The sequence below is a fragment of the Nocardioides immobilis genome, assembly GCF_003515065.1.
Lineage (GTDB): Bacteria > Actinomycetota > Actinomycetes > Propionibacteriales > Nocardioidaceae > Nocardioides > Nocardioides immobilis.
Window position 1 is genome coordinate 26,297 of sequence record NZ_QXGH01000044.1, and the last position, 22,833, is coordinate 49,129.

The following is a 22,833-nucleotide window of genomic DNA, read 5'->3' on the forward strand; positions in this document are numbered from 1 at the left end:
CGGCGCGGCTCAAGCGGGGCGTTCTGGGCGGTCCGTGATCGCGGTCAAAGTGTGAGAGCGCTTCCACTAGACGGGTCGATGGTGCTCGTCGTACTGTGCTTGCTCAGCAGTCCGCGGGGTGGCCGTGAGCCGCCCGGAGAGGAACCCCCATGGCGCAGGTGCGGTTCGAGCACGCCGAGCACGTCTATCCCGGGATGCAGCGGCCTGCCGTCTCCGACCTCGAGCTGACGATCGAGGACGGCGAGTTCATGGTGCTGGTCGGCCCCTCCGGCTGCGGGAAGTCCACCTCGCTGCGGATGCTCGCGGGACTCGAGCAGGTGACCTCCGGCTCGGTGTGGATCGGCGACCACGACGTGACGCAGGTGGCGCCCAAGGACCGCGACATCGCGATGGTCTTCCAGAACTACGCGCTCTATCCCCACCTCACCGTGGCCGAGAACATGGCGTTCGCCCTCAAGATCGCGCGGTTCAGCAAGGCCGAGCGGAGAGCACGGGTCGCCGATGCGGCGCGGCTGCTCGACCTCGAGGAGGTCCTCGACCGCAAGCCGAAGGCGCTCTCGGGAGGTCAGCGACAGCGGGTCGCGATGGGCCGCGCGATCGTGCGCCAGCCCCAGGTCTTCTGCATGGACGAGCCGCTCTCCAACCTCGACGCCAAGCTCCGGGTCTCGACCCGCACCCAGATCGCGGCGCTCCAGCGCCGGCTGGGCGTGACGACCGTCTACGTCACCCACGACCAGGTCGAGGCGATGACGATGGGCGACCGGGTCGCGGTCATGAAGGACGGCGTGCTCCAGCAGGTCGACACCCCGCTCGCGCTCTACGACCGACCGGCCAACCTGTTCGTTGCCGGCTTCATCGGCTCGCCCGCGATGAACCTCCTCGCGGCCAAGACCGCCGGCGACGGCCGGGCGGTCGTCGACGGCATCGAGATCCCGATCGACCGCACCGCCTCCGCAGCGTCCTCCGGAGCGGTGACGCTCGGTATCCGGCCGGAGTCCTGGCGGGTGGCCGGCGCCGGAGAGACCGGGTACCCGGTCACCGTGGCGGTTGTCGAGGAGCTCGGCGCCGATGCCTTCGTCTACGCCACGCCGGCCGGGATCGACCCCGTCACCGAGCAGGCCGGCGACGTGCTGCCCCAGGTCGTCGCGCGTGTCGAAGGTCGTCAGCAGCTACGGCCCGGTCAGGAGATCCGCCTGGTCGCCGACCCACGCGCGATCCACGTGTTCGACACCGAGACGGGTGCGCGGCTGTCCCGGGCTGAGTGAGGGGCGTCGCCCTACCGCGTGCCCTTCCGAGCCCGGCTCGCCATCTTCGCCCGCTCGTTCTGGTCGAGCACGACCTTGCGGATCCGCACCGTCTCGGGAGTGATCTCGACGCACTCGTCCTCGCGGCAGAACTCCAGGCACTGCTCGAGCGAGAGCCGCCGGGGCGGGATGAGCTTCTCGAAGTTGTCGGAGGTCGCGGACCGGATGTTGGTCTGCTGCTTCTCCTTGGTGATGTTGACGTCCATGTCGTCGGCGCGGGAGTTCTCGCCGACGATCATGCCCTCGTAGACCTCGGTGGCAGGTTCGACAAAGAGGATGCCGCGCTCCTGCAGCGAGGTCATGGCGTACGCCGTCGCCGCGCCCGTGCGGTCGGCGACCAGTGAGCCGGACGCGCGCGACCGGATCTCGCCGGCCCACGGGTGGTAGCCCTCGGAGATGTGGTGGGCGATGCCGGTGCCACGGGTCTCGGTGAGGAAGTCGGTGCGGAAGCCGATCAGGCCGCGGGCCGGGACGATGAAGTCCATCCGCACCCAGCCGGTGCCGTGGTTGGTCATGCCCTCCATCCGGCCCTTCCGGTTGGCGAGCAGCTCGGTGATGGTGCCGAGGAACTCCTCCGGCGCGTCGATGGTCAGCCGCTCGTAAGGCTCGTGGAGCTTGCCGTCGATCTCGCGGGTGACCACCTGCGGCTTGCCGACGGTGAGCTCGTAGCCTTCGCGACGCATCTGCTCGACGAGGATCGCGAGGGCCAGCTCGCCGCGCCCCTGCACCTCCCAGGCGTCGGGTCGCTCGGTCGGGAGCACGCGCAGCGACACGTTGCCGACCAGTTCGGCGTCGAGACGGTCCTTGACCAGGCGCGCGGTGACCTTGTGGCCCTTGCCGCCCTTGCCGACCAGCGGGCCGGTGTTGGTGCCGATCGTCATCGAGATCGCGGGCTCGTCGACGTGGATCAGCGGCAGCGCGACCGGGGTGTCGGGGTCGGCCAGGGTCTCGCCGATGGTGATGTCGGGGATGCCGGCGACGGCGACGATGTCACCAGGCCCGGCGCTCTCGCCGGGCTTGCGCTCGAGGCCCTCGGTGACGAGCAGCTCGGTGATCTTGACGTTCTTGACCTCGCCGTCGCGGCGCATCCACGCGACCTGCTGGCCCTTCTTCAGGTTGCCGTGCTTGATCCGCAGCAGCGCGAGGCGGCCGAGGAACGGGGAGGCGTCGAGGTTCGTCACGTGCGCCTGCAGGGGAGCGGCGTCGTCGTACTCGGGAGCGGGGATGTTCTCGAGGATCGTGCGAAAGAGCGGCTCGAGGTCGCTGCCGGCGGGAAGGGTCCCGTTCTCAGGCTTCTCCAGCGACGCGATGCCGGCCTTGCCGGAGGCGAACACCACGGGGAAGTCCAGGGCGTCCTGGCTGTGGTTCTCGTCGAGCAGGTCCATGAACAGCTCGTAGGTCTCGTCGACGACCTCGTCGATCCGCGCGTCGCTGCGGTCGGTCTTGTTGACGACGAGGATCACCGGCATGTCGGCGTTGAGCGCCTTGCGCAGCACGAACCGGGTCTGCGGGAGCGGGCCCTCGGAGGCGTCGACGAGGAGCACGATGCCGTCGACCATCGACAGGCCGCGCTCGACCTCGCCGCCGAAGTCGGCGTGGCCGGGGGTGTCGATGATGTTGATCGTCATGTCGCCGTTGGCGAGCTCCTGCGCGGAGGGACCGCGGTAGTGCACCGCGGTGTTCTTCGCGAGGATCGTGATCCCCTTCTCCCGCTCGAGGTCGCCGGAGTCCATGACCCGCTCGGCGACGCCCTCGGCCTGGTGCGCGGTGAACGCTCCCGCCTGGTGGAGCATCGCGTCGACCAGAGTGGTCTTGCCGTGGTCGACGTGGGCCACGATGGCGACGTTACGGAGATCGGTTCGCTTGAGCAGGGGCACGAGGGGTCAGCCTATCGGCGGGCGGTCTTTCCGGCCGCATCCGCGACCCCGCCGGCGGCCGTGGGCGTTAGGCTGCGCGGATGGAGACGATCGGACTCGTCGGTGGCATGAGCTGGGAGAGCAGCGCGGCTTACTACGACCTGCTGAATCGTGGTGTCGAGGCGAGGCTGGGCGGCTTCCACTCGGCGAAGACGCTCATGGCATCGGTCGACTTCGCCGAGGTGACGGAGCTGCAGGAGGCCGAGGACTGGGACGGCGTCGCGGCGGTCCTGCGCGATGCGGCGCTCGCTGTCGAGCGAGCGGGTGCCGACTTCCTGCTGCTCTGCACGACCACGTTCCACCGGGTCGCCGAGCAGGTGCAGGACGCGGTGTCGATCCCGCTGGTCCACCTGGGCGACGTGGTCGCCGAGGCGTGCCGCGTGGAGGGCGTCGAGGCGGTGGCCCTGCTGGGCACCAGGTTCGCGATGTCCCGGACCTTCTTCACCGACCGCATCGCCAGCCACGGGCTGGAGGTGCTGGTCCCGGACCCGAGCCACCACGACGAGCTCAACCGGATCATCTACGACGAGCTGGTGCACGGGAAGATCGTCGACGACTCCCGGAAGTACGTCGTCTCCCTCATCGACGAGCTGTGGGACGCCGGCGCCGGAGGAGTGATCCTCGGGTGCTCCGAGCTCGAGCTGCTGGTGAAGCAGGCCGACTCCGACCTGCCGGTCTTCCCGTGTACGACGCTGCACGTCGCGGCCGCTCTCGACCGCGCCGTCGCGTGACACTTTGTCGCGGAAACCCCGTGGTCTCGGGGATGTGAATACGCGCCCCCGTTGTCGGATGCGGTAGCACGGCGCGCGATCGCGTCGTGTCCGGCCCGCTGGCGTGGTCAACTCTTGGTAGGCGGCGCCGAAAGGGGACCCGGCGCCGCGGCCAGGGGAGGTAGCGATGCAGCTCGGGCGACGGCATCGACTCGTTCTCGGATTCGGACTGATCCTGGGCGCCATGGTGGTGGCAGCGATCGCGCCGCACGGCGACCCCGACGTGCAGCGGACCCTCGGGCTGGCGGACGCCGTCATCGATCCGGTCGACGAGACCGGGGCGCGCGGCGAGCCCGGTGGATCCCTGGCCGCGACCGTCTCCTGGCCCAGCGATGCGGCGGACCTCGACCGGTCCGACATCTGCGTCGTGCTCATCGACGACTCCGGCGGCGTGTACGGCGAGGGCGGGGCCAGTCTGGAGCCGATCCCGGGGCAACCGGTCGCTGCTCGCTGGACCGTGGACGGCCTCGCCGATGGTCGCTACACCATCTACGTTGCGCAGTGCCTCACCCCGGCGCCGGACCGGCAGGTCTGGGTCGAGCCGCAGTTCCTCGGCGGGACCGGCGAGGTCGAGGCGGCCTCCTGGGTCGAGGTCGAGGACGGCACCGCCGTCGATGTCGGCACCATCGCGCTGCACCGCGTTGGACTGGAGACCCGGCCGGAAGGGTCGTAGCCGCCTGCTCGGGAATGCCCGGGCTCGTCCGTCGGTTGTCTGCTTCAGGCCAGACCTCGACCTGCCCAGGAGACGTGCATGACGGACATCCGCCGGATGGCGATGATCAGCCTGCACACCTCGCCCCTCGACCAGCCCGGCACGGGCGACGCCGGCGGCATGAACGTCTACGTCGTCGAGGTCGCGCGCCGGCTCGCCGCCCGCGGGATCGAGGTCGACATCTTCACCCGGGCGACCAGCAGCCTTCTCGACCCGGTCGTGCCGCTCGCCGACGGCGTGCAGGTCACCAACGTGCACGCCGGTCCGTTCGAGGGACTGACCAAGGACGAGCTGCCGGGGCAGCTGTGCGTGTTCGCGCGCGAGGTGCTGCGGGCCGAGGCGGCCCAGCCGCTCGGCCACTACGACGTCGTCCACTCCCACTACTGGCTGTCCGGCCAGGTCGGCGCGCTCGCCCGCGACCGCTGGGGCGTCCCGCTCGTGCACTCGATGCACACCATGGCGAAGGTCAAGAACGAAGCACTCGCGGAGGGCGACAAGCCCGAGCCGGCCGCCCGCGTGATCGGGGAGGAGCAGGTCGTCGAGGCAGCCGACGTGCTCCTGGCCAACACCGACCTCGAGGCGAAGCAGCTGATCAACCTGTACGACGCCGAGCCCGCGCGGGTCGAGGTCGTCCATCCCGGTGTCGACACGACGGTCTTCCGGCCGCAGGACCAGGCGGCCGCCCGCGCGGCCCGCGGCATCTCGGCCGATGCCCTGGTGCTCCTGTTCGCCGGCCGCATCCAGCCGCTCAAGGCACCCGACGTGCTGCTCCAGGCGACGGCCGAGCTGCTGCGGCTGCGACCCGAGCTCCGTCGCCGGTTGGTCGTTCCGATCGTGGGCGGCCCGTCGGGCAGCGGGCTCGAGCGTCCGACGGCACTGGCCAACCTCGCCGAGGAGCTCGGCATCGCCGACGTGGTGCGGTTCGTCCCGCCGGTGCCCCAGCACGATCTCGCGGGCTGGTACTCCGCGGCCACGCTCGTCGCCGTACCGTCCTACAACGAGTCGTTCGGCCTGGTCGCCGTCGAGGCGCAGGCGTCCGGCGCCCCGGTCGTCGCCGCGGCGGTCGGGGGCCTGACCACCGTGGTGCGCCATGGCCGCAGCGGCCTCCTGGTCGACACCCACGACCCTGTCGACTGGGCCCGCGCGCTCGAGCCCGTCGTCCTCGACCCGGCCTACCGCAACCGGCTCGCCGCCGGTGCTGTCGAGCAGGCACGGTTGTTCTCCTGGGACGCCACCGCGGCCCAGACCCTCGCGGTCTACGAGCGGGCGGATTCGTTCATGCGGGAGGCCGTGGCAGGCTGAGCGCTGTGGACCAGCAGCCCGCCGACGTCGTACGGCAGCATCTCGCCGAGTCCGAGATCGAGTACGACGAGCCCGAGCCGGGGATCTTCACCTTCTCCCTCCCCGGTGAGCGCAAGCAGCAGACGCCGGTCCGCCTCGACATCGGGCCGCACGCCCTCGGGGTGCACGCGTTCGTGTGTCGCCGCCCGGACGAGGAGTTCGAGCGGGTCTACCGCTGGCTGCTCGAGCGGAACATGCGGATGTACGCCGTCGCGTTCGGGCTCGACCACCACGGCGACATCTACCTCGATGCCCGGCTGCCGCTGTCGATGGTCAACCCCGACGAGCTGGACCGGCTGCTCGGGTCGGTGCTGACCTACTCCGACGAGTCCTTCAACAGCATCCTCGAGCTGGGCTTCGAGACGTCGATCCGCAAGGAGTGGGAGTGGCGCATCTCGCGGGGCGAGTCGACGCGCAACCTCGAGGCGTTCCGCGGCTGGCTCGAGGGCCCCGACAGGTCCGGCGAGTCCGCCACGGCCGAGGCAGAAGCGGGGCCGTGACCAGAGGTCACGACCCCGCCCCTGCTTCAGGGAGCGATCAGCAGTTGCCGGCCGCCAACGCGCAGGCGCTGTTGTAGACGGTGGTCCACCTCGAGTCGAGCTGGGACGCACCCTGGACCAGTAGTGTGGATCCACCGCCGATGTAGCCGTAGGACGTCACGGCGACGACCCCGGTTGCGGAGGTTCCACGAGCCTTGGGGCGCAGCACCGGTGCCGAAGTTCTCGAGCCAGGGGCCGCCGCTCGAGCCACCGGTCATGTCGGAGCCGTACTCGTAGGCGTTGGCGGACGCGTCGAAGCCCGGGGGCAGCCGATGGTCGCTGGAGTCAACGCGCTGCATGATGTCGCAGGTGTCGAAGTTGCACGGGTAGCCGAGGATCGTCACGTGGTTGTCGAACACAGGTGGTTAAGGCTGAAGCCGTACTGTCCGGCCACAGTGGCGAGCTTCGTCGGGGTGCCGCTGATGGTCCGGTCGCGGAAGACCATGGCTGCGAAGTCCGTGGCGTTGGGCAGTGCGCCGTCGGTCGTGTCCCAGCTGGTCGGGACGTGGATCGAGCGCCAGGTCCAGGTGCCGAACGGCCGCTGCTTGGCAAGCGTCGTCTGGGCGCCGTCGTAGCCCGGGATGAAGGTGAAGTTGGTGTGGGGCGCGTCGCCGCTGTGGACGCAGTGGGCCGCGGTGATGACCACGCGCCAGTCGACGACACTGGTGGAGCACTGGAAGTCGCCCACGCCGGGCTCGGTGCCGAAGAGCTTGCCCGTCGTCCGGTACGGCACCGCAGTGTTGGCGCTCCGGGGCGTGATCCGGGAGCGCGTGAAGTCGAGATCCCTTTTTCTGCCGCCGGCGGACCTTCGTCACGCGGGGGCGGGCTCCGTCGCTGCTGCAGCCGCCGTGCGCTGCGCAGGGCTGCGGCGGGCGATGGCCACGCCGACGAGCGCGAGCACGCCTCCGACGTACGCCACGGGCGGCGGCGTCTCGCCGAGGAAGACCAGGGCCATGACGATCGTCAGCGGCGGCACCAGGTAGGTCGTGATGCCGAGCGAGGAAGCGGTCATGTGCCGCAGCGCGTAGGCGTACGTCGTGAAGGCGACCGCCGTGGGGAAGACGCCGAGGTAGACCAGCCAGAGCACGGACGAAACGGGTGCGTCGGCCGCCTCGGCCACCAGCGACGGGGCGAACGGCAGGCAGGTCAGCGAGCCGACGATGCACGCCAGCCAGGTGACGTGGACGGCTGAGAGGTCGGTGAGCAACGGCTTCTGCAGCACGAGGCTCACCGAGTAGGTCACCGCGGACACCACGCAGAGCAGGGCACCGAGCAGCATCTTGCCGGAGTCGACGTCGCTGTCACCGTTGCCGGACAACCCGATCAGGGCGACGCCGGCGAAGGCGACGAGCAGGCCGATGACCAACGGCGCGGTGAACCGCTCGCCGAGGAACGACACCGCGAGCACGGCCACGAGGACCGGGGAGACCTGCAGCAGCATCGCTGCCGTGCCGGCGTCCACCCACACCTCGCCCTGGTTGAGCGCGAGGTGGTAGATCGAGAACCACAGGATCCCGATGACCACGATCGACACCCACTGGCGCCGGCTCGGTCGCGGCAGTCCGTGGCGCAGCGCCAGGAACGTCAGCGCGACCGCCGCCACGCCGATCCGGGCCAGCGTCAGTGGCCCGGCGGAGAAGTCGTCGGCGAGGTGGCGGATCGCGACGAACGCCGAGGCCCAGAAGACCAGGGTGGTGGCGACGGCGAGGACAGGGAGCACCGGGCGGGACTGCACGCGACGACGCTACGGCCCACCACTGACATCCGTCGCGCGGTTTTCGGTCACCTCACCGCGACTTGCCGCCAGGCGGATAGTCCCTGACGTTCCTGTCGTCGTACAGCAGGAACAACGACAGAATCGTCAGGGAGTACCCCCAATTCGGCCCTTCAGCGCGACTCAGACGTCGAGCTTGTAGCCCAGGCCGCGCACGGTGACGAGGTACTTGGGCTCGCTCGGCTCGGGCTCGAGCTTGGCGCGCAGCCGCTTCACGTGGACGTCGAGGGTCTTGGTGTCGCCGACGTAGTCGGAGCCCCAGACCCGGTCGATGAGCTGACCACGGGTGAGCACCCTGCCCGGGTTGCGCAGGAACATCTCGAGGAGCTCGAACTCCTTGAGCGGGAGGCGCTGCTCCTCGCCGTCGACCGTCACCACGTGCCGCTCGACGTCCATCCGGACCGGTCCGGCCTCGAGGGTGTCGGGGAGCAGGTCGGGCTCGTGGCCACGGCGCTGGACGGCGCGGATCCGGGCGACCAGCTCGCGGGGGGAGTACGGCTTGGTGACGTAGTCGTCGGCGCCGAGCTCGAGCGCGACCACCTTGTCGACCTCGTCGTCCTTGGCGCTGACGACGATGATCGGCACGTTCGACGTCTGCCGGATGGTGCGGCACACCTCGGTGCCGGGGATGCCCGGGAGCATCAGGTCCAGCAGCACGATGTCCGCGCCGTTGCGGTCGAACTCGATGAGCGCCGCGTTGCCGTCGGCAGCGATCGCCACCTCGAAGCCTTCCTTGCGGAGCATGTAGGCGAGGGCGTCGCTGTAGCTCTCTTCGTCTTCGACGACGAGTACCCGTGTCACGGGCGTTCCTCCTGATCATCTGGGCGGTCCGCATCGCCGGCGGTGTGCGCCAGCACGGGGACCGTCTCGGCGACGGGGAGCATGGACAGCTCCTCGTCGTACGCCGCATGGTGGGGGAGGGTGAGGGTGAACGTCGACCCCTGCCCCTCCACCGACCACACGCGTACGTCGCCACCATGGGTGGCGGCGACGTGCTTCACGATCGACAGGCCGAGCCCGGTGCCGCCCGTCGAGCGGTGGCGGGCCGGGTCGACGCGGTAGAACCGCTCGAAGATCCGGTCGATCTCGTCCTTGGGGATGCCGATGCCCTGGTCGACCACCGAGATCTCGACGTACCCGTCGACGATCCTGGTCGTGACCAGGACCTTCGAGCCGGGCTCGGAGTAGTGGACGGCGTTCGCGACCAGGTTGGCGACGGCGGCGGTGACCTGCTCCTCGTTGCCGAGGACGGTGATGCCGGGCTGACCCTCGACCAGCACCTTGATGTCCTTCGCGCCGGCATCCATCGCGCTGGTGTCGACGGCCACCGTGGTGACCTCGTCGAGCTCGACCGGCTCCGGCGACTCGAGCGGCTCGTCGCCCTGGAGGCGGGAGAGCTCGATGACCTGCTGGACCAGGTGGGCCAGCCGGTCGCTCTCGGTCAGCATCCGGTTGGCGAACCGGTGCACGGCCTCCGGGTCCTCGGACGCGTCCTGCACCGCCTCGGCCAGCAGCTTGATGGCGCCCACGGGCGTCTTCAGCTCGTGCGACACGTTGGCCACGAAATCCCGCCGGACGGCCTCGACCCGCCGCTCACGGGTGCGGTCCTCCACGAGGGCGAGGACCAGCCGGGAACCCAGCGGCGCGACCCGGGCGCTCACGTTGCGCGGCGGTCCCGACTGCCGGTTGACGATCAGCTCGGTCTCCCGGATCTGCCCGTCGCGTCGTACCTCGCGGACCAAGGTGCTGAGCTCCTCGGAAACCAGGCTGGAGCCCCGGACGAACCCCATGGCGAACGCCGGGGCGGACGCCTTGACGACGACGTCATGGTCGTCGACGACGACCGCGCTGCTGCGCAGCACGGAGAGCACGGTGGCGACCCCGGGCGGCACCAGGGGCTCCTCCGCGGGCGGCCGCCGGTGCTGCTGACGGTCCGAGATCTGCCAGGCGAGCACCGCTCCGCCCGCCACGAGGGAACCGAGCACCCCGGCCAGGAGGGCCTGCGTCGTCGGATCCACAGTTTCGATGGTACGGCGACGCGCCGTGCCGACTGCGAATCGCGGACCCCGGACAACTGAGAAGTTCACTGCCCGTTCACCGTGATCCCCCGATCGGACAACTGGCCGATCTACCCTGAAGACATGCGCGAGGCCTACCACGACCAGCTCGACTCGATCTTCGACGACCTCGGCGGAATCTGCCGGCGCGTCCAGGTCGCGGTCGGGCTCGCAACCCAAGCCCTGATGACCGGTGACTCCGCCCTTGCCGAGCGGGTGATCAGCGAGGACATCGAGATCGACCGGGCCCGCGAGCGGGTCGAGGAGTCCGGGTTCAGCCTGCTCTCACTGCAGCAGCCGGTCGCCGGCGACCTGCGCACGATCGTCGCCGCGCTGCGGATGGTGAGCGAGCTCGAGCGGATGGGTGACCTCTCGGTCCACGTCGCGAAGGTCGCCCGGCTGCGGGTGCCCGACATCGCGGTGCCGGACGACGTCCGGCCGACGATCGAGCAGATGGCCACCGTCGCCGAGGACATGGTGTCCCGCGTGTGCGACGTGATCATCAGCCGCGACGTCGAGGCCGCCATCGCGCTCGGCAAGGACGACGAGGAGATGGACGGCCTGCGCCGCCGCAGCTTCTCCGAGCTGCTCTCCGACGACTGGAGCCACGGGGTCGAGGCCGCCGTCGACATCGCCCTGCTCGGCCGCTACTACGAGCGGATCGCCGACCACGCGGTGTCGATCGCCAACCGGGTGATCTTCGTGGTCACCGGCCACAACCCGGCCGCGCTCGCCGAGCAGTAAGGCGCGTCAGCGGCCCTGGTTGGCAACCGCTGCGGCAGCGGCCGCGGCGGCCTCCGGGTCGAGGTACGTGCCGCCCTTGGTGACCGGCTCGAGGGTGTCCTCGTCGAGCTCGTAGACCAGGGGCATGCCGGTCGGGATGTTCAGGCCGGCGATGTCGGCGTCGCTGATCTGGTCGAGGTGCTTCACGATCCCGCGCAGGCTGTTGCCGTGCGCGGCGACCAGCACCGTGTGCCCGGCGCGCAGGTCGGGGACGATGCCGCCGTCCCAGTAGGGGAGCAGCCGGGCGATGACGTCCTTGAGGCACTCGGTGCGCGGCATCTCGTCGCCGAGGTCGGCGTAGCGCGGGTCACCCACCTGCGAGAACTCGTCGTCGTCGGCGAGGGCCGGCGGGGGTACGTCGAACGAGCGGCGCCAGAGCATGAACTGCTCCTCGCCGTACTCGTCGAGGGTCTGCTTCTTGTCCTTGCCCTGCAATGCGCCGTAGTGGCGCTCGTTGAGGCGCCACGACCGCCGGACGGGGATCCAGTGCCGGTCGGCGGCGTCGAGCGCCAGGGTCGCGGTGTTGATCGCGCGGCGCTGGAGGCTGGTGTGCAGCACGGTCGGCAGCAGGCCGGCAGCGGCGAGCTGCTCGCCACCTCGGACCGCCTCGGCGCGGCCCTTCTCGGTGAGGGCCACGTCGACCCAGCCGGTGAACAGGTTCTTCGCGTTCCACTCGCTCTCGCCGTGGCGGAGCAGGATCAGCGTGTGGGTCATGGATCGGTGGTGCGGGCTCAGTGCCCGCCCTCCTCCTCGGGGGCCTCGGTGGCGTGGTCGCAGAGATAGGTGGCGTCGGTCCCCTCGTCGTGCGCCTCTGCGTCGGTCTCCTCGGCAGCGTGCGACTCCTCGCCCTCCTCGGCGGCCGCCTCGCCGCCGGGGACCTCGATGTCGGCGTACTGGCCGCACGCCTTCACCACGGGCACCTCGAGGGTGACGACCTCGGTGGTGGAGAAGGCGTAGGTGAGCGAGACGAAGTCTCCGGCGGTGAAGTCGCCCGTGAGGAGGATCGGCTCGACGCTGTCGCTCGCGAGGTTGATGCCCTTGTTGGGCGCGACCTCGATCCTGGGGAGCTTGCCGTCCACCTGCACGGTGTCGCCCTCGCCCTCGATCCCGGTGAGCGTGGCCGGCGCGTCGGCGTCGTTGTCGTTGTCGTTGTAGACCAGCGTGCCGATGAGCCGGCCGTGTCCGTCGGCCGAGGCGAGCACCCGCGCACCGAGCACGTCGACGTCCGCCTCGCGGTTGTTGACGCCGGCGGCGATGGTGTTGACCCGATCGGTCGGGTAGTCGAAGCCGCAGGACGTCAGCGCGGCACCCAGGGGCAGCAGCACCGCGACGAGAGTCGCGGTCGGGCGTCGTTGGAGCATTCGGCGGGCCTCCGCAGGTGATCGGTGGTCACGGAAAAGGGGCGCTCGCGAGGAGCGGGGTCACTCTAGTGCCTCCGGCGCCGGGCGGGCCGGGCGGTCCGTCCACCGTGCCCTCAGGACTCCGACAGGCCGACCTTGGCGCCGAAGAACGCGAGCAGCACGACGATGACGATCGTGTAGAGGCTCGAGAGCATCAGCAGGCGGGTCGCGCCCAGCTTGAGACCGAGCTTGAGCGGCAGGTAGGTCCAGCCGTCCTCGTGGTCGGCCACCAGACCCCAGACGGCACGCGTGAAGTGCACGCCGATGCCGAGCAGCGCGGCGAGGACGGTGATCGCCGTCTCCGGGGGATCGCCGACGGCCTGGCCACCCCAGCCGCCGTAGGAGAGGTACGCCGGGAGCATGCCGAACGAGATCGCCCAGGTGACCCACGAGAGGAAGCCGGTGCGCAGGATGACGTTGCCGAGCAGGCCGACGCAGAGGGACACCAGGTAGATCGCGCCGGCGGTGATGCCGGTGGTGATCGACAGGGGCACCAGGATCAGGGCGGCGACGACGATCGCGTACCAGGCGGCGCCGGGATCCAGGCGGCCGTCGCCGATCGGCTTGCCGGGCGTGCGGTGGGCCGCGTCGCGCTCGCGGTCGACGATGTCGTTGTGCCAGCCGAGGATGGTCTGGCCGACCAGCACGGTCAGGAGCACGACCGCCGACTCCTTGGCAGGACGGCCGGCCAGGGCCGCGACCCCGCCCATCGCGAGCGCGGTGACGATCGCCTGCTTGGCGTGGGCGGCCTGGAGCAGGAGCAGCGGGGTCCACTGCAGCGAGGCGAAGAAGCCGCGGGACGGGCGCTGCTCGTCGCCGTCCTCGACGGACCCGTCCGCGACAGGCTCGCCGTCCTCGTCGTACTCCTCGTAGTCCGCGGCGGCGGCGTCTAAGTCCTCGACGTCGTCCTCGTCGGCCGTGCCGTCGAGCGGCTCGTCAGCGACGTCGACGTCGGCCGTCTTGTCGGCCGTCTCCTCGGCCTCGACGTCCTCGTCGACGTGCTCGGGCGCGCCCTCGTCGCGGTCCACTCCCATGGCGAGCAGTATTGACCACGGGCCCGCGCCGTGCAGGCGGTCGGGCCGAGTGTCGTTCCCCGATTCGCCCGGCGACCCGGCTGCTGTGAGGTTGCCCACCACACGAGTGGGCGTCTGTCAAGACCTCGATTACGCCCCTGACCTGCGCAAACGCTTTCTGAGGAGAACCTGAGTCGTGGTAAGATAGCCGCCTAGGAAGGGGTTCATCACATATGACTTTCACCGTCGGCGAAACGGTCGTTTATCCCAATCACGGGGCCGCTGTCATCGAGGACATCGAGATGCGGACGATCAAGGGAGAGGAACGGCAGTACCTCGTACTTCGGATCGTAGCCCAGCAGGATCTGGTTGTTCGGGTCCCTGCCTGCAACCTGGATCTGGTCGGAGTTCGCGACGTCGTCGACAAGGAGGGACTGGACCGCGTGTTCGGTGTTCTTCGTGCCGAGCACGTCGAGGAGCCCACCAACTGGTCGCGCCGTTACAAGGCCAACCTGGAGAAGCTGCACAGCGGCGACGTCATGAAGGTTGCCGAGGTCGTCCGCGACCTGTGGCGCCGCGAGCGTGACCGTGGCCTGTCCGCCGGCGAGAAGCGGATGCTCGCCAAGGCGCGGCAGATCCTGGTCTCCGAGCTGGCCCTGGCCGAGCACACCAACGAGGACAAGGCAGAGACCATCCTCGACGAGGTCCTCGCCAGCTGATTCGATCACTCACGATGCCTCCGTCCGCCAGGGCGGGGGCATCGTCTGTTTTCGTCGGTTCTACGGTCTGTGCGTATTTTTGGCTAGTGACACCCGAGCCGTACGACGACGAGACCGGCGAGGCGCTGCGCCCGATGGGCCTCGTCCTCGACGACGACCGTGGGTCGCTGCCGTACCACCTCGTGCACGGCGAGGCGCTGGTCGCGGCCGCCGCCTGGGCGATGGGGGAGGCCGGCGTCGACCTGGTCGACGTGACCGTGCCGTGGTCCGTGGTCACCGACCTCGGCCGTCCGCTGGTGCTGCACGACCCGTTGTGCCCGATGACACCGGCGGAGTTCATCGCCGAGTGCGTGCAGGTCGCCGTCGCCCGGGACGTGGTGACGGTCGGCGTCCGGCCGGTCACCGACACCGTCAAGCGGGTGACGGAGGGCCGTCTCGGTCAGACCGTCGACCGTGACGGGCTGGCCGCTGTGTGCTCGCCGGTCGTGCTGCCGGCACGCGTGGTCGCGGAGCTGTCGGCCCAGCCCGCGGGTGACTTCGTCGCGCTCGTGACCGCCCTGCGTTCGTCGTACGACGTGGTGCTGCTGGAGGCGCCGCCCGCCGCGCGCCGGGTGTCCTCCGACGACGACCTCCGGGTCCTCGAGGCGCTCACCGAACCCCGCTGAGCCCGCGAAGTGTCAACGTTGGTCGCGCGAAGTGTCGATGTTGGTTGTTCGAGGTGTCACACCTCGAACAACCAGCCCTGACACTTCGGCGTGCCAAGGTCGACACTTCGCGCGACCAACCCTGACACTTCGGCGAGTTAGCGGGGGGAGTCGAGGCGGGAGGCGGTGTCGAGGTCCTCGGCGTAGGTGACCTTGAGGTTCGCCGGTCCGGCGGGCACGGGCACGATCGCCAGGTCCGGCCGGTAGCGCTCCAGGCACGCGGCGGTGTCGGTGCCGTCGAAGCCGTCGCGCCGCGCGCCGCGGTAGGCCTCGAGCAGGGGTGCGGCCCGGAACGCCTGGGGTGTCTGTACGCCGACCAGCTCGCCGGCCGGGAGCTCGTCGCCCGGATCGCGGGGGAGGAGGCCCGCCAGCTTCACGGTCGGTACGGCGCCGCCGTCCGCTCGGGCGACCGCGATCACCTGCTCGAACAGCCCGGCCGGAGCGAGCGCGCGGGCTCCGTCGTGGACGACGACGACGTCGATCTCGCCCCCCTCGATCCGGGCTGCGAGCACGTCGAGGGCCGCCTGCTCCGAGCCGTGCCGGGTCTCTCCTCCGGGCACGAGCAGCAGGTCGCGGGAGCCGAGGTGCGGGGCGACGGCCGCGCCGACCGCGTCCTCCTCGCCGGGCCGGCAGACCACGACGAGGGGGTCGACCCCGGTCACGGCAAGCACGGTGCGCACCGAGTGCGCGAGCACCGGCGTTCCATCGAGGTCGAGGAGCACCTTGTTGACGTCGGCGCCGACGCGGGAGCCGCTCCCGGCGGCGAGGATCACCACGGCGGCGGAGGGTTCGGTCACGCGCTCACCCTAACGACGCCGGACTGGCGGGTGAGCAAGCGTTTTCACGGCTGTTACATGGCGAAACGCCGGCGTGAACAGGCCGCACCTACCTTCAGCGCATGGCTCCGCGGACCGTGCCCGTCGACGAGTGGCAGCCGGTGTGCCGGATCATCGAGCTCGAGGTCGATCGCGGCGTCACCGCGCTGGTCCACGGGCAGGCCATCGCGATCTTCCGGACCGGGGACGACACGGTCTACGCGCTCGGCAACCACGACCCGTTCGCACGGGCGGCCGTCGGGGGGATCGCCAAGGGGATCGTGGGCCGCCGGGGCGACGTACCTTTCGTGGCGTCGCCGGCCCACAAGCACGGCTTCGACCTACGGACCGGGCGGTGCCTGGACGACTCCCACGTCTCGGTGCCCGCCTACGCGGTCAAGGTCGTCGAGGGCGTCGTCATGATCGGCCACCGATGTGCTTGATGGCCCGAGCGCGCTAACCGGCCGCGCGGGCGGCCTGCGAGGTCGACCGCAGGGCGAGGTCGATGAGGGTGGTGAGCTCGTCGGTCACGAGCCCGGGCCGCTCGAAGGGCAGGTAGTGGCCCGCGTCGGGTGCGACCAGCAGCCGCGCGCCACGGATGCCCTGGACGAGCTTGGCGGCGTGGTCCGGCGGCGTCAGCTTGTCGCGGGTGCCGACGACCACGGTGGTCGCGATGTCGTCGAAGGCGCTCAGGTTGCCGACCCGGTCGTGCAGCATCATGTCCTTGAAGAACCCGGACATGGTCTCCGGTGAGCAGTTGATGAGCTGGTCGACGACGTGGCCGATGTCGCGGGGACGCTGGGGCCGGCCGAAGAGCATCCGGCGGGCGATCTGACGCTCGATGACCGGGAACCGCTGACGCTTCGTCCGGCTCAGCAGCCGCGCGCGGGTGGCCAGGACGAACGGCAGCCGGTCGCGCACGTAGGGCCCCATCTCGGGCAGGCCCAGCGTCACCGTGCGCAGGTCGCCGCCCGACGTCGCCACGAGCAGCACGCCGACGATCCGGGACACCAGGTCGGGGCGCTCCTCCGGGATCGCGGTGATGGCCATGCCGCCGACCGAGTGGCCGGCGATCACGATCGGACCCTCCGGGGCCACCGCGTCGACGACGGTGCCGAGGTCGCGCGTCAGGTGCGGGATCGTGCAGTCGGCCTCCACGGCCTGGTCGGACCGACCATGACCGCGGTGGTCCCAGGTGACGATCCGGATCCGGTGCCCGTAGCGGGACAGCAGGTCCTGCACCTGGTAGTGCCAGTCGGACTCGTCGGCGGTCCAGCAGTGCGACAGCAGCACCGTCACCGGAGCGTCGTCGGGCCCGTGCACCGTCACGTGCAGACGCAGTCCGTCCTCGGTGGTCACGGTGCGGTCGGTCATCGGGTCTCCTCGTCGAGACGTACGGCGTGCACGAGCGCCGTCGCGATCGCGGCCACGCCCTCGCCCCGGCCGGTGAGCCCGAGCCCGTCGGTCGTGGTCGCCGACACCGACACCGGGGCCCCGACCGCCTCGGACAGTGCGGCTTCCGCCTCCGCCCGACGGCTGCCGAGCCGCGGACGGTTGCCGATCACCTGGACAGCGACGTTGCCGACGGCGAAGCCCGCAGCCCGGACCCGGCGCACGGTCTCCCCGAGCAGCGCGGCGCCGGCAGCACCGGCCCAGGCCGGGTCCGCCGTACCGAAGTTGCTGCCGAGGTCGCCGAGCCCGGCGGCCGCGAGCAGGGCGTCGCAGGCGGCGTGCGCGGCGACATCCGCGTCGGAGTGACCGTCCAGGCGATGCGATTCGTCGGGCCAGCTGAGGCCCGCGAGCTGAAGGGGCGGGTCGCCGGTCCCCCGTGGCACCAGACGGTGGACGTCGGTGCCGATGCCGGTGCGGATCGATCCGGCTGGGGACGGTTGGTTCACGCGCCGATCATGCCTGAGTCACAATCAACCTGTGAGGACGTCCCGAAGTTGGTGGTGGTTGTCCGGCGTGTTCGTCGGAGCCCTCGGCCTGGCCACCAGCTATCTGGTCGCCGGACTCCTCAGGATCCGTGAGTCGCCAGCCGTCGCGGTGGCCGAGGGCGTCATCACGCTGACGCCCGGCCCGGTCGCGAAGTGGGCCATCGACACGTTCCAGACACGCGACAAGCAGGTGCTGCTGATCGGGATGTTCGTCATCCTCACCATCGTCTTCGCGGTGCTCGGGAGGGTCGGGCGCACCCGCTGGTGGATCACCGTGGCCGGCTTCGCCGTGCTCGCGGTCGTCGCCGGCATCGCGGTGGTCGCCAAGTTCGGGTTCACCGGGGTCGACCTGGTGCCGGTGTTCGCCGGGTTCCTGACCTGGATGGTCGGCCTCGCGGTGATGACCGGGTGGCTGCGCCGCTGGGAGCTGGTCGAGGCTTCCGACGACGAGGCGACCGACCCGACCCACAGCCGGCGCGGGTTCTTCGTCGCCGCCGCGGCTGTCGGCGGCATCGCCGTCCTGTCCGGGCTCCTCGGCAAGCTCGCCGGCAACACCCGGGAGCAGGTCGAGCGGGACCGGCGGCTGCTGCGGGTGGAGGGCGCGACCAGGCCGACGCTGCCGCGCGGCGTGAAGGTCGACGTCGACGGTGTGGCGCCGTGGCAGACGTCGGCCGACGACTTCTACCTGATCGACACGGCGATCCTGAAGCCCAACATCCGGCCGAAGGACTGGGAGCTCAGGATCCACGGCCGGGTGGAGCACGACCTCACGCTGAGCTTCGACGACCTGGTCGACCGCGAGATCACCGAGGACTGGATCACCCTCAACTGCGTGTCCAACGAGGTCGGTGGAGACCTGATCGGCAACGCGTGGTGGAGCGGGGTCCGGCTGGCGGCGATCCTCGAGGAGGCCGGCCTGGATCCTGACGCCGACGCCGTGCTCCAGACGTCCGACGACGGCTGGACCTGCGGCACCCCGCTGTCGGCGATCATGGACGGGCGCAACGCGATGCTGGCGCTGTACATGAACGGCGAGCCGCTCACGGTCGAGCACGGCTTCCCCGTCCGGACGATCGTGCCGGGCCTCTACGGCTACGTCTCGGCGTGCAAGTGGGTGGTCGACATGGAGGTGACGACCTTCGACGCGATCGACGCCTACTGGACCGGCAAGGGCTGGTCGGAGATGGGCCCGGTCAAGCTCTCGTCGCGGATCGACGTCCCCAACGACGGAGCCGACGTCTCCACCGGCACCCTTGTCTGCGCCGGCGCGGCCTGGCTGCAGCACACCGGCATCGAGGCCGTCGAGGTGTCGCTCGACGGTGGCGCCTGGACGGCGGCGACGCTCGCCCGGGTGCCCAGCGACGACACCTGGGTGCAGTGGCGGGCCGAGGTCGAGGTCGGTGAGGGCGACCACGACCTGCGGGTGCGCGCGACCAGCAAGGAGGGCGAGGTGCAGACGGGAGTCGAGACCGGCGTCCTGCCCGACGGTGCCACCGGGTGGCACTCCATCGAGTTCTCAGCCTCATGAGCACGACGAACCGCGACCCCGTGGACTTCGCCGGGATCGCCGGCGGAGCGCTCGTCGTGGGTGGCTCGGGCGGCATCGGTCGCTGCGTGGCAGAGATGCTGGTGGAGCGCGGCGCCCGGGTGGCGGTGACGCACCGGACCCGGCCGTCGCAGGTGGGCGAGGCGTCGTACGCCGTCGACCTCAACGACCGGCGCGAGGTCGGCCGGGTGATCGACCAGGCCGTCGCCGACCTCCGCGGCCTGCACACGGTCGTCTACGCCGCGGGTCCGCACGTGCCGATGGTCCATCTCTCGCGGGTCGAGCCGGATGCGATGGCCGACCAGCTTGCCGTCGACGCCGCCGGGTTCTTCGCCGTCGCACACGCGGCGCTGCCGGCCCTGCGTGCGTCCGCGGGCTCCCTGGTCGCGGTGACGACGGCCGCCACCACCAGGTTCCCCACCCGCGACGGCCTCTCGTCGGCGCCGAAGGCCGCGGTCGAGGCGATGGTGCGGGCGCTGGCGGTGGAGGAGGGGCGGTTCGGCGTACGGGTCAACGCCGTCGGCCCCGGCATGCTCACCGACGGCATGGCCGAGCGCCTGATCGCCTCGGGTGAGCTCTCCGACGACGCTCTCGAGATCACCCGTCGCAACATCCCGCTCCGCCGCTTCGGCTTCGCGCGCGACGTCGCCGAGGCCGTCTGCTTCCTCGCCTCGCCCCGCGCCGGATTCATCAGCGGCCAGAAGATCGACGTCGACGGCGGCTACGGCGCCTGACGGCGGCTACCAGTTGGTGGCCTGACCGGGGTTCGGCAGGGGATGCGCCGGGTCGGTGATCACGTAGGTCAGCCCGCCCGAGGCCTCGAGCCAGAGGCGCTCGAGCTGGCCGCGGGCATAGGTACGACGAACCCGGCGCCTGCTGTCCGAAGCCGGGTCGTTCACGACCACGTTGCCGTTGTCGCGCACGCCGACGATCACCAGCAGGTGGCCGTCGGACGAGCTGATCGGGGCACCGTCGAGCTCACCCGGCCCGAACGCGATCGACACGACCACCGGGATCCCGGCCGCGATGAAGTGCTCGGCCTCGCGGATCGAGCGGAGCCGGGTCACGAAGGCCTTGCCGGCGAGCGGAGCGGCGTACGCGGTGTTGAAGGGCCAGTTGCCGGTGCCGTCGTACGCATGGTCGTAGGTCATCCGTGCCGCGTGGTCGACCCAGGGCTGGGGGTGGCCGTCGGGCACCCAGGCATAGCGGCGGGCGGCCGGCAGCCGGTCGTAGTAGGCGAGCACCATCGAGGTCGACGTGGGTGAGCACCAGGCCTCCCCGCCGCCGCCCCACTGCGGGTAGTGCCCGTTGTGCGTCATCTGCGAGAAGCGCGGCGCGGGCAGCACGACGCCGCGCGCCGGTCCCGCGGTCGAGGTGGCCCCGGCCGACGACGGCACCCGGGAGGTCATCGCGGTGGCCAGGTCCAGGCTCGGCCGGTACGGCGCCCCGGCCCGCCGCGCGAGCAACACCCGGATCTGGAAGGCGGGAAGGCCGGACGTGCGCCAGGTGTCGACCGCGACCCGGGTGCCGTCGTCGTCCTGGCCGGAGACGGTCGCGCGCCGGAGGAACCGGTCGGTCGACGCCCAGCGTCCGAGGAGGTCCCAGGAGGTGCGGTCGCCGTCCGCCGCCCGGCCGCGGACCTGGACGGCGATCCAGCTGTCCTTCGGCGTCCGGGCCGACCACGACGCGATCAGCTCGGTGAAGGCGTAGCCCGGTGTGACCCACCGCGACTTCCAGCGGGCGACGTCGTACGACCGACCGCCGGCCGTCGTGGTCGTCACGCCCTGGTCGAACGCCAGCCGGCCCTCGCGCACCGCCGTACCGGCAAGCGCGCCGCGCCGCCACTGCCGGCCGCTGTCCCAGCGGGTCAGGGTGATCGACCGCTCGGCGCCGACCGCCGCCACCGCGACCGCCGAGTCGTCCTGGGGGTCGCCTGCGCACGCGCTCAGGCCGGTGAGGGCGAGGAGTGCGGTCAGACCGACGGCGAGCTGTCGACGCATGAGTACGACGGTAAGTCACATCAGTCACTTCTGTCACACGGCGGATTCGGGCCGCGAGCGTGCGCGTCCCTAGACTGAGCCGGTGACGTTCAGGCTCTATGACACTGCGACCCGCGAAGTCCGTGACTTCGTGCCCCTCGAGGCGGGCAAAGCTGGTCTCTACGTGTGTGGCCTGACCGTGCAGAGCGAGCCGCACGTCGGCCACGTGCGCTCGGGCGTGAACTTCGACGTGCTGCAGCGCTGGCTGCGTCACCTCGGCTACGAGGTCACGTTCATCCGCAACATCACCGACATCGACGACAAGATCCTCATCAAGTCCTCCGAGCAGGGACGCCCCTGGTACAACCTCGCCTACGCGATGCACCGCGAGCTCGACCGCGCCTACGACGCGCTCAACGTGGCGCCGCCGACCTACGAGCCGGCCGCCACGGGGCACGTGCCGGAGATGATCGAGCTGATCACCGAGCTGATCATCCGTGGCCACGCCTACCCGGCGGAGGACGGTTCCGGCGACGTCTACTTCGACGTCCGGTCCTGGCCGTCGTACGGCGAGCTGACCCACCAGGGCGTCGACGACATGGAGCCCGCGGCCGATGCCGACCCGCGCGGCAAGCGCGACCCGCGCGACTTCGCCCTGTGGAAGGGACAGAAGTTGGGGTCGGAGCCCGACACCGCGGCCTGGCCGAGCCCGTGGGGGCGCGGAAGGCCCGGCTGGCACATCGAGTGCTCGGCGATGGCGGGCAAGTACCTCGGCGCGGCCTTCGACATCCACGGCGGTGGCGTCGACCTGCGCTTCCCGCACCACGAGAACGAGCAGGCGCAGTCCCGCGCGGCCGGCCGGCCGTTCGCGACGTACTGGATGCACAACGCATGGATCACCACCGCCGGCGAGAAGATGAGCAAGTCGCTCGGCAACTCGCTGACCATCCCCGCGGTCCTCGACCAGTACCGCGGCATCGAGCTGCGCTACTACCTGGTTGCGGCGCACTACCGGTCCCACGTGGAGTTCTCCTTCGAGGCGCTCGACGAGGCCGCGGTGGGGTTCCGGCGGATGGAGGCGTTCCTCGAGCGCGCCGCCGAGCTGCTCGGCGAGATCCCGGGCGGCGGCACGCTGTGCGCGGAGTTCGTCGAGGCGATGGACAACGACCTCGGCACTCCTGGTGCCGTGGCGGCCATCCACGACGTGGTCCGCGAGGGCAACAAGCTGATCGCCGGCGGCGACTCGGCTGCGCTGCGCGGCAACGCCGCGTCGGTCCGGGCGATGCTCGACGTGCTCGGCCTCGACCCGCAGGACTCCGCGTGGGCCTCGACAGGCTCGGCCGGCGAGGACGACAAGCTCAAGTCCGCCGTCGACGCACTGGTGGCCGGTCTGCTCGAGGAGCGGGCGCAGGCCCGCGAGGCGAAGGACTGGGCGCGCGCGGACGCAATCCGCGACCAGATCAAGCAGGCCGGCATCGAGGTCACCGACACCCCGACCGGCCCGACATGGACGGTGAACTAGCG

General features: G+C 70.8%; 25 protein-coding genes. 12 read left to right on the forward strand and 13 right to left on the reverse strand.

The window, feature by feature from the left end:
* The first annotated feature begins 149 nt into the window (after positions 1-149).
* Positions 150-1,265, forward strand: coding sequence for an ABC transporter ATP-binding protein (locus D0Z08_RS29020; RefSeq protein WP_118928773.1), 1,116 nt, complete (start codon positions 150-152; stop codon positions 1,263-1,265).
* Between the two features lie 11 nt (positions 1,266-1,276).
* On the opposite strand, the gene typA is transcribed toward D0Z08_RS29020, so the two are convergent.
* A complete protein-coding gene (gene typA / locus D0Z08_RS29025) occupies positions 1,277-3,181 on the reverse strand; it encodes a translational GTPase TypA (protein ID WP_220454433.1) in 1,905 nt (634 codons plus the stop codon).
* 80 nt (positions 3,182-3,261) lie between these two features.
* Here typA and D0Z08_RS29030 point away from each other — a divergent pair, with 80 nt between their 5' ends.
* The 4 genes from D0Z08_RS29030 (at position 3,262) to D0Z08_RS29045 (ending at position 6,543) form a co-directional block, all read left to right on the forward strand.
* Entirely contained in the window at positions 3,262-3,951 is a 690-nt protein-coding gene (locus D0Z08_RS29030) for an aspartate/glutamate racemase family protein (RefSeq protein WP_118928774.1), read from the forward strand.
* A gap of 223 nt (positions 3,952-4,174) precedes the next feature.
* Positions 4,175-4,663, forward strand: coding sequence for a hypothetical protein (locus tag D0Z08_RS29035; RefSeq protein ID WP_147381577.1), 489 nt, complete (start codon positions 4,175-4,177; stop codon positions 4,661-4,663).
* A gap of 78 nt (positions 4,664-4,741) precedes the next feature.
* Positions 4,742-6,004 carry a D-inositol-3-phosphate glycosyltransferase gene (mshA, locus tag D0Z08_RS29040; protein ID WP_245994622.1) on the forward strand — a complete coding sequence of 421 codons (1,263 nt, stop codon included), beginning with the start codon at positions 4,742-4,744 and terminating at the stop codon, positions 6,002-6,004.
* 5 nt (positions 6,005-6,009) lie between these two features.
* The gene (locus D0Z08_RS29045; RefSeq protein WP_118928776.1) at positions 6,010-6,543 is read left to right on the forward strand and encodes a type III secretion system chaperone family protein; all 534 of its coding nucleotides are present in this window, start codon (positions 6,010-6,012) and stop codon (positions 6,541-6,543) included.
* Between the two features lie 26 nt (positions 6,544-6,569).
* Here the strand turns inward: D0Z08_RS29045 and D0Z08_RS29050 are convergent, their stop codons facing one another.
* The 5 genes from D0Z08_RS29050 to D0Z08_RS29070 all read right to left on the reverse strand — a co-directional run bounded on the left by D0Z08_RS29050 (position 6,570) and on the right by D0Z08_RS29070 (position 10,374).
* Positions 6,570-6,941: a trypsin-like serine peptidase gene (locus D0Z08_RS29050; RefSeq protein ID WP_118928777.1), complete on the reverse strand. Its 372-nt coding sequence runs from the start codon at positions 6,939-6,941 to the stop codon at positions 6,570-6,572.
* Positions 6,923-7,315: a trypsin-like serine peptidase gene (locus tag D0Z08_RS29055; protein WP_118928778.1), complete on the reverse strand. Its 393-nt coding sequence runs from the start codon at positions 7,313-7,315 to the stop codon at positions 6,923-6,925. Before D0Z08_RS29055 ends, D0Z08_RS29050 begins: the two co-directional genes overlap by 19 nt.
* Before the next feature lie 78 nt (positions 7,316-7,393).
* The gene (locus D0Z08_RS29060; protein ID WP_118928779.1) at positions 7,394-8,317 is read right to left on the reverse strand and encodes a DMT family transporter; all 924 of its coding nucleotides are present in this window, start codon (positions 8,315-8,317) and stop codon (positions 7,394-7,396) included.
* Between the two features lie 162 nt (positions 8,318-8,479).
* On the reverse strand, positions 8,480-9,157 hold the full coding sequence (locus D0Z08_RS29065; protein ID WP_118928780.1) for a response regulator transcription factor: 678 nt from the start codon (positions 9,155-9,157) through the stop codon (positions 8,480-8,482).
* Complete coding sequence (locus tag D0Z08_RS29070) at positions 9,154-10,374, reverse strand: sensor histidine kinase (RefSeq protein WP_118928781.1); 1,221 nt, start codon at positions 10,372-10,374, stop codon at positions 9,154-9,156. The genes D0Z08_RS29065 and D0Z08_RS29070 overlap by 4 nt, the downstream gene beginning before the upstream one ends.
* A 123-nt stretch (positions 10,375-10,497) precedes the next feature.
* Here D0Z08_RS29070 and phoU point away from each other — a divergent pair, with 123 nt between their 5' ends.
* Positions 10,498-11,157, forward strand: a complete 660-nt coding sequence (phoU, locus tag D0Z08_RS29075) for a phosphate signaling complex protein PhoU (protein WP_118928804.1) — start codon at positions 10,498-10,500, stop codon at positions 11,155-11,157.
* 6 nt (positions 11,158-11,163) lie between these two features.
* On the opposite strand, the gene D0Z08_RS29080 is transcribed toward phoU, so the two are convergent.
* The 3 genes from D0Z08_RS29080 to D0Z08_RS29090 form a co-directional block, all read right to left on the reverse strand.
* Positions 11,164-11,910, reverse strand: a complete 747-nt coding sequence (locus tag D0Z08_RS29080) for a phosphoglyceromutase (protein WP_118928782.1) — start codon at positions 11,908-11,910, stop codon at positions 11,164-11,166.
* A gap of 17 nt (positions 11,911-11,927) precedes the next feature.
* On the reverse strand, positions 11,928-12,557 hold the full coding sequence (locus D0Z08_RS29085) for a copper chaperone PCu(A)C (RefSeq protein WP_118928783.1): 630 nt from the start codon (positions 12,555-12,557) through the stop codon (positions 11,928-11,930).
* 113 nt (positions 12,558-12,670) lie between these two features.
* Positions 12,671-13,630, reverse strand: a complete 960-nt coding sequence (locus D0Z08_RS29090; RefSeq protein ID WP_118928784.1) for a UbiA family prenyltransferase — start codon at positions 13,628-13,630, stop codon at positions 12,671-12,673.
* Between the two features lie 212 nt (positions 13,631-13,842).
* Here D0Z08_RS29090 and D0Z08_RS29095 point away from each other — a divergent pair, with 212 nt between their 5' ends.
* Entirely contained in the window at positions 13,843-14,328 is a 486-nt protein-coding gene (locus tag D0Z08_RS29095) for a CarD family transcriptional regulator (RefSeq protein ID WP_109692364.1), read from the forward strand.
* 86 nt (positions 14,329-14,414) lie between these two features.
* Complete coding sequence (locus D0Z08_RS29100) at positions 14,415-14,993, forward strand: 2-C-methyl-D-erythritol 4-phosphate cytidylyltransferase (protein WP_118928785.1); 579 nt, start codon at positions 14,415-14,417, stop codon at positions 14,991-14,993.
* Between the two features lie 137 nt (positions 14,994-15,130).
* On the opposite strand, the gene D0Z08_RS29105 is transcribed toward D0Z08_RS29100, so the two are convergent.
* Positions 15,131-15,829, reverse strand: coding sequence for an IspD/TarI family cytidylyltransferase (locus D0Z08_RS29105; RefSeq protein ID WP_118928786.1), 699 nt, complete (start codon positions 15,827-15,829; stop codon positions 15,131-15,133).
* Between the two features lie 101 nt (positions 15,830-15,930).
* On the opposite strand from D0Z08_RS29105, the gene nirD reads away from it, so the two are divergent.
* Positions 15,931-16,290 carry a nitrite reductase small subunit NirD gene (gene nirD / locus D0Z08_RS29110; protein WP_118928787.1) on the forward strand — a complete coding sequence of 120 codons (360 nt, stop codon included), beginning with the start codon at positions 15,931-15,933 and terminating at the stop codon, positions 16,288-16,290.
* 13 nt (positions 16,291-16,303) lie between these two features.
* Here nirD and D0Z08_RS29115 read toward each other — a convergent pair whose 3' ends face one another.
* Positions 16,304-17,221 (reverse strand): alpha/beta fold hydrolase, encoded by a 918-nt coding sequence (locus D0Z08_RS29115; protein WP_118928788.1) that lies wholly within the window; start codon positions 17,219-17,221, stop codon positions 16,304-16,306.
* The gene (ispF, locus tag D0Z08_RS29120) at positions 17,218-17,745 is read right to left on the reverse strand and encodes a 2-C-methyl-D-erythritol 2,4-cyclodiphosphate synthase (protein ID WP_245994624.1); all 528 of its coding nucleotides are present in this window, start codon (positions 17,743-17,745) and stop codon (positions 17,218-17,220) included. The genes D0Z08_RS29115 and ispF overlap by 4 nt, the downstream gene beginning before the upstream one ends.
* A 31-nt stretch (positions 17,746-17,776) precedes the next feature.
* Here ispF and D0Z08_RS29125 point away from each other — a divergent pair, with 31 nt between their 5' ends.
* Complete coding sequence (locus tag D0Z08_RS29125) at positions 17,777-19,312, forward strand: molybdopterin-dependent oxidoreductase (RefSeq protein ID WP_118928789.1); 1,536 nt, start codon at positions 17,777-17,779, stop codon at positions 19,310-19,312.
* Positions 19,309-20,064, forward strand: a complete 756-nt coding sequence (locus D0Z08_RS29130) for an SDR family NAD(P)-dependent oxidoreductase (protein WP_118928790.1) — start codon at positions 19,309-19,311, stop codon at positions 20,062-20,064. Before D0Z08_RS29125 ends, D0Z08_RS29130 begins: the two co-directional genes overlap by 4 nt.
* 6 nt (positions 20,065-20,070) lie before the next feature.
* On the opposite strand, the gene D0Z08_RS29135 is transcribed toward D0Z08_RS29130, so the two are convergent.
* On the reverse strand, positions 20,071-21,330 hold the full coding sequence (locus tag D0Z08_RS29135; protein WP_118928791.1) for a C39 family peptidase: 1,260 nt from the start codon (positions 21,328-21,330) through the stop codon (positions 20,071-20,073).
* Between the two features lie 82 nt (positions 21,331-21,412).
* Between D0Z08_RS29135 and cysS the strand changes: the two genes are divergently transcribed.
* Positions 21,413-22,831 (forward strand): cysteine--tRNA ligase, encoded by a 1,419-nt coding sequence (cysS, locus tag D0Z08_RS29140; protein ID WP_118928792.1) that lies wholly within the window; start codon positions 21,413-21,415, stop codon positions 22,829-22,831.
* Positions 22,832-22,833 lie beyond the last annotated feature (2 nt).

What these genes read in the sequence shown, in the direction of transcription:
- D0Z08_RS29020 (WP_118928773.1), top strand. Translation starts at nt 150, where the DNA reads ATGGCGCAGGTGCGGTTCGAGCACGCCGAGCACGTCTATCCCGGGATG.
- D0Z08_RS29030 (WP_118928774.1), top strand. Translation starts at nt 3,262, where the DNA reads ATGGAGACGATCGGACTCGTCGGTGGCATGAGCTGGGAGAGCAGCGCG.
- D0Z08_RS29035 (WP_147381577.1), top strand. Translation starts at nt 4,175, where the DNA reads ATGGTGGTGGCAGCGATCGCGCCGCACGGCGACCCCGACGTGCAGCGG.
- mshA (WP_245994622.1), top strand. Translation starts at nt 4,742, where the DNA reads ATGACGGACATCCGCCGGATGGCGATGATCAGCCTGCACACCTCGCCC.
- phoU (WP_118928804.1), top strand. Translation starts at nt 10,498, where the DNA reads ATGCGCGAGGCCTACCACGACCAGCTCGACTCGATCTTCGACGACCTC.
- D0Z08_RS29080 (WP_118928782.1), bottom strand. Translation starts at nt 11,910, where the DNA reads ATGACCCACACGCTGATCCTGCTCCGCCACGGCGAGAGCGAGTGGAAC.
- D0Z08_RS29085 (WP_118928783.1), bottom strand. Translation starts at nt 12,557, where the DNA reads ATGCTCCAACGACGCCCGACCGCGACTCTCGTCGCGGTGCTGCTGCCC.
- D0Z08_RS29090 (WP_118928784.1), bottom strand. Translation starts at nt 13,630, where the DNA reads ATGGGAGTGGACCGCGACGAGGGCGCGCCCGAGCACGTCGACGAGGAC.
- D0Z08_RS29095 (WP_109692364.1), top strand. Translation starts at nt 13,843, where the DNA reads ATGACTTTCACCGTCGGCGAAACGGTCGTTTATCCCAATCACGGGGCC.
- nirD (WP_118928787.1), top strand. Translation starts at nt 15,931, where the DNA reads ATGGCTCCGCGGACCGTGCCCGTCGACGAGTGGCAGCCGGTGTGCCGG.
- D0Z08_RS29115 (WP_118928788.1), bottom strand. Translation starts at nt 17,221, where the DNA reads ATGACCGACCGCACCGTGACCACCGAGGACGGACTGCGTCTGCACGTG.
- D0Z08_RS29130 (WP_118928790.1), top strand. Translation starts at nt 19,309, where the DNA reads ATGAGCACGACGAACCGCGACCCCGTGGACTTCGCCGGGATCGCCGGC.
- D0Z08_RS29135 (WP_118928791.1), bottom strand. Translation starts at nt 21,330, where the DNA reads ATGCGTCGACAGCTCGCCGTCGGTCTGACCGCACTCCTCGCCCTCACC.